This window comes from Limnospira sp. PMC 289.06, from assembly GCF_032350395.1.
GTDB classification, from domain to species: domain Bacteria; phylum Cyanobacteriota; class Cyanobacteriia; order Cyanobacteriales; family Microcoleaceae; genus Limnospira; species Limnospira platensis.
Window position 1 is genome coordinate 1 of sequence record NZ_JARPLC010000239.1, and the last position, 2,886, is coordinate 2,886.

A 2,886-nucleotide genomic window follows, 5' to 3' on the forward strand; every position below is an offset into this window, starting at 1 on the left:
CCGACCCTACAAATTGACCAATATCTCTATTTCCTAATATCTCAGTTTGAGCTAATGCGTTGGTTACATTTTCCTGTAAATTACGCAAACTTGATACTAATCTAAAACGTTCGCTGCCGTTTTCTATAACCGCGCTAACTAACTGTTGCTGTCTATTTTCCTCAATGCGTTGTAACGCGATATATTCATCTAAGCCTTGAGCGACTAAAATAATCGCTTCTTTACAATTATCTGAGAATTCATCCCAAAATTCCTCTGAACTATCTTGGTTCCATATAGTGCTTAACTTGCCGTCATATTCTTCTGGTAATTTTTCTCTAGCGTCCCTTCTCTGTTTCCCAAAACTCCATTCTTCACCTTTTTCGTCACCCCACTTTTTCATCCTGTCTTTACCACCGGGAACCATCGAAACGATACGTTTCGCAAGCGCTGAAGGGCTTGCGGCTAAAAACATTTTAACAACCCGTCTACCATGTTTAAACAGTTGCCATGCTATAGCTTTCATAGCCATATTAAATGACTGTTTAACGTATGCACCGAAAGCTGTAGATACTTCCATAAGCATTTCAGGTCCCTTGCTTAAGGCAATGTGCATAGCAGCGGCTTTGTTGATAAATGCAATACCAATGGTAGGCAATACTCCACAAACTAATTTACCTGCCATATTACCCAAAAAACCGGCGGTAGTACTAATAAATTGATTAGCAATATTCATCATATTTTTGTCTATCTGTTCATCTGATATATTCCAGTTGAAATTCCAAAAGCTGTCCCAATTAGAGGTAATAAATGTCGCTACTTTTTCAAAGCTAAAGCTAGAAAAGAACTTAGTAAGTCCCTCCCATAACCAACCCGCAAATGATTTACCCCACTGAACTACTTTTCCTGTGACTTTTGTCCACAGCTTCCCAAACCATCCCATTTCCTCGGTTGATGTTCGTCGAGAAAAATTAACCTGTCTAACTCCATTCCGTCCAATTGCTGACCTAGTTTGACGACTGGATAAGCCACGGGTTGTTCTTAGCATTCTTGCACTTCTGGCTACCATTACAGAGTCTCCCTTAGTGGATTATCGCCGTCTATTAACTCGGTTTCTATCTTGATATCAGGAAAGTCTTTTTTGAGCAATTCTTTGACTTTATTGGTTTCCTGTTCTCTAATCTCATCCTGTTTTTTCATTGAATCATATAACCGCGTTAAATCGGCTAATATGTCTTTTGATGGGTCATTACCATTAACTTGTAAAGTACCTTGCGCTCTAACTATTGAGAATATTTCCTTTATTTGATTTAAGGCTGTCTGTAGTGTTTCTTTCGCGTTCTTTTGATTAGTGATTTTAACTTTACTTTCGTTAGGTTCTAGTAGTTCCTCAAAATTATCAGCCTCTGGAGTGAAAGCTGTTTTTAGTTTCTCGTATTTTTCCTCAGTTTCAAAGCCTAAATAGTCTAATATTTCCGAGACTTCCCTACCAGCTTTAAAGGCTGCTGCGTGAGCCAAACCTGCTTCATGTAAGCAGGTTAACACAGCGTTTTGTGTAACCTGATGAGAGATGGCAATTTCCATAACCAGCCCGAAAATTTCAGCTATAGATTCTGCAATATTAGGCAATTTTATTGTTACTTCTTCTTGTTCTTCTGATAGAAGATTGATATCATTAATTTCTACCTTTACCTCAAATTCCCCCCACCTCTCATCATCGATGTCAAATCTGTACATTAACCACTCTGGCAATGTTTTAATTTCTTTAATTCCATTATCAGGATTATCGGCATCTACTGTTATTTTTGTAGGCATTTCAGCCGGAAAGGATTCAGGGTCTAGGAACTCGTAAATCCTTCTAATCATTCCACAGCATTCTTCATTCATGTCTGGTATTGTGATTTGACGAACGTTGTTTTCTGGCGGCAAATAATCTTTATCTTCAGACAGAATCCATAGTTTATAGCTATAATTACGGGTGTTCTCCCAAATTCGTGGACCGTCTAAAGAAGTATAGTTTAATCTAGTACTCGTAGGAAATACTGGATACCAGCGTGTATTTTCATACGACCTACCTCGATAGGCGTCCCACAATACGTCAGACTCATATTCGTAGTATGATTGATGACCTCTATCAATATATGGAACTTCCCATAAATGTATATATTCTAACATTGCTTCCGGGTCTTTAGTCCAAACAGTTGTTACGTCTGTCCAGGTTGTGGCTGGAGTTAAACGGTAAAAGATAGACCCAAATAATGGACTAATCATAAGCCTATTTGGATCACGACATGAAGCGTTATATTCAGAGTTATAAAAACTATTAAAGCCACTTCCATATAATGAAACTCTTTCACAACCTGAATTCATATAGTAAGGTTTTAACGGGTATAACTTACGATGTTTAATATAATCATTATGTACAATTATCGGCTCTTCGTAATTGTACTCTGAATCATGCCATGATTCTTCCCACTCTATAAACACATCTAATCCAATCTTATTAAGTCTAAAATTTGACGTTGTTGCTTCTTGCCTTCTCCACCAATGCCTATTAATACTAGATGTTCCACTGCTAAGTCTACTATTTACTATTTGAGCAAAAATCATTAAATGCCATTTATCATTATTTTTAACAGGATAATCACGAGGGTCTGGCATTTCGTTCCCCGGTTTTGGTGGTTGCCTTCCTTTATCATCATCTACCTCGTCACCGCTATTAGGACCGCCAAAACTGTTACCAGCACCACCGCCGCCGCTTCTGCCACCCCCAAAACCAGGTCTCCTACCAAACCCACGCGGTTTTTTACCTCCCTTTGGTTCATCTCTCTTTGGTGGCTCCCTAGTAGGACCTGGGTCCCATGGGTTAATTGTGTTTCTAACCATTTAAATAATCACATTAAAGTA

At 38.5% G+C, this 2,886-nt stretch carries 1 protein-coding gene and 1 pseudogene; both read right to left on the reverse strand.

Going from position 1 to position 2,886, the window contains the following annotated elements; genetic code table 11:
- Positions 1-1,048 (reverse strand): annotated as a pseudogene (locus P5674_RS23970) (hypothetical protein); the annotation flags it as partial.
- Positions 1,048-2,865, reverse strand: coding sequence for a hypothetical protein (locus P5674_RS23975; protein ID WP_315643131.1), 1,818 nt, complete (start codon positions 2,863-2,865; stop codon positions 1,048-1,050). The gene P5674_RS23975 and the pseudogene P5674_RS23970, both read right to left, overlap by 1 nt.
- Positions 2,866-2,886: the final 21 nt, after the last annotated feature.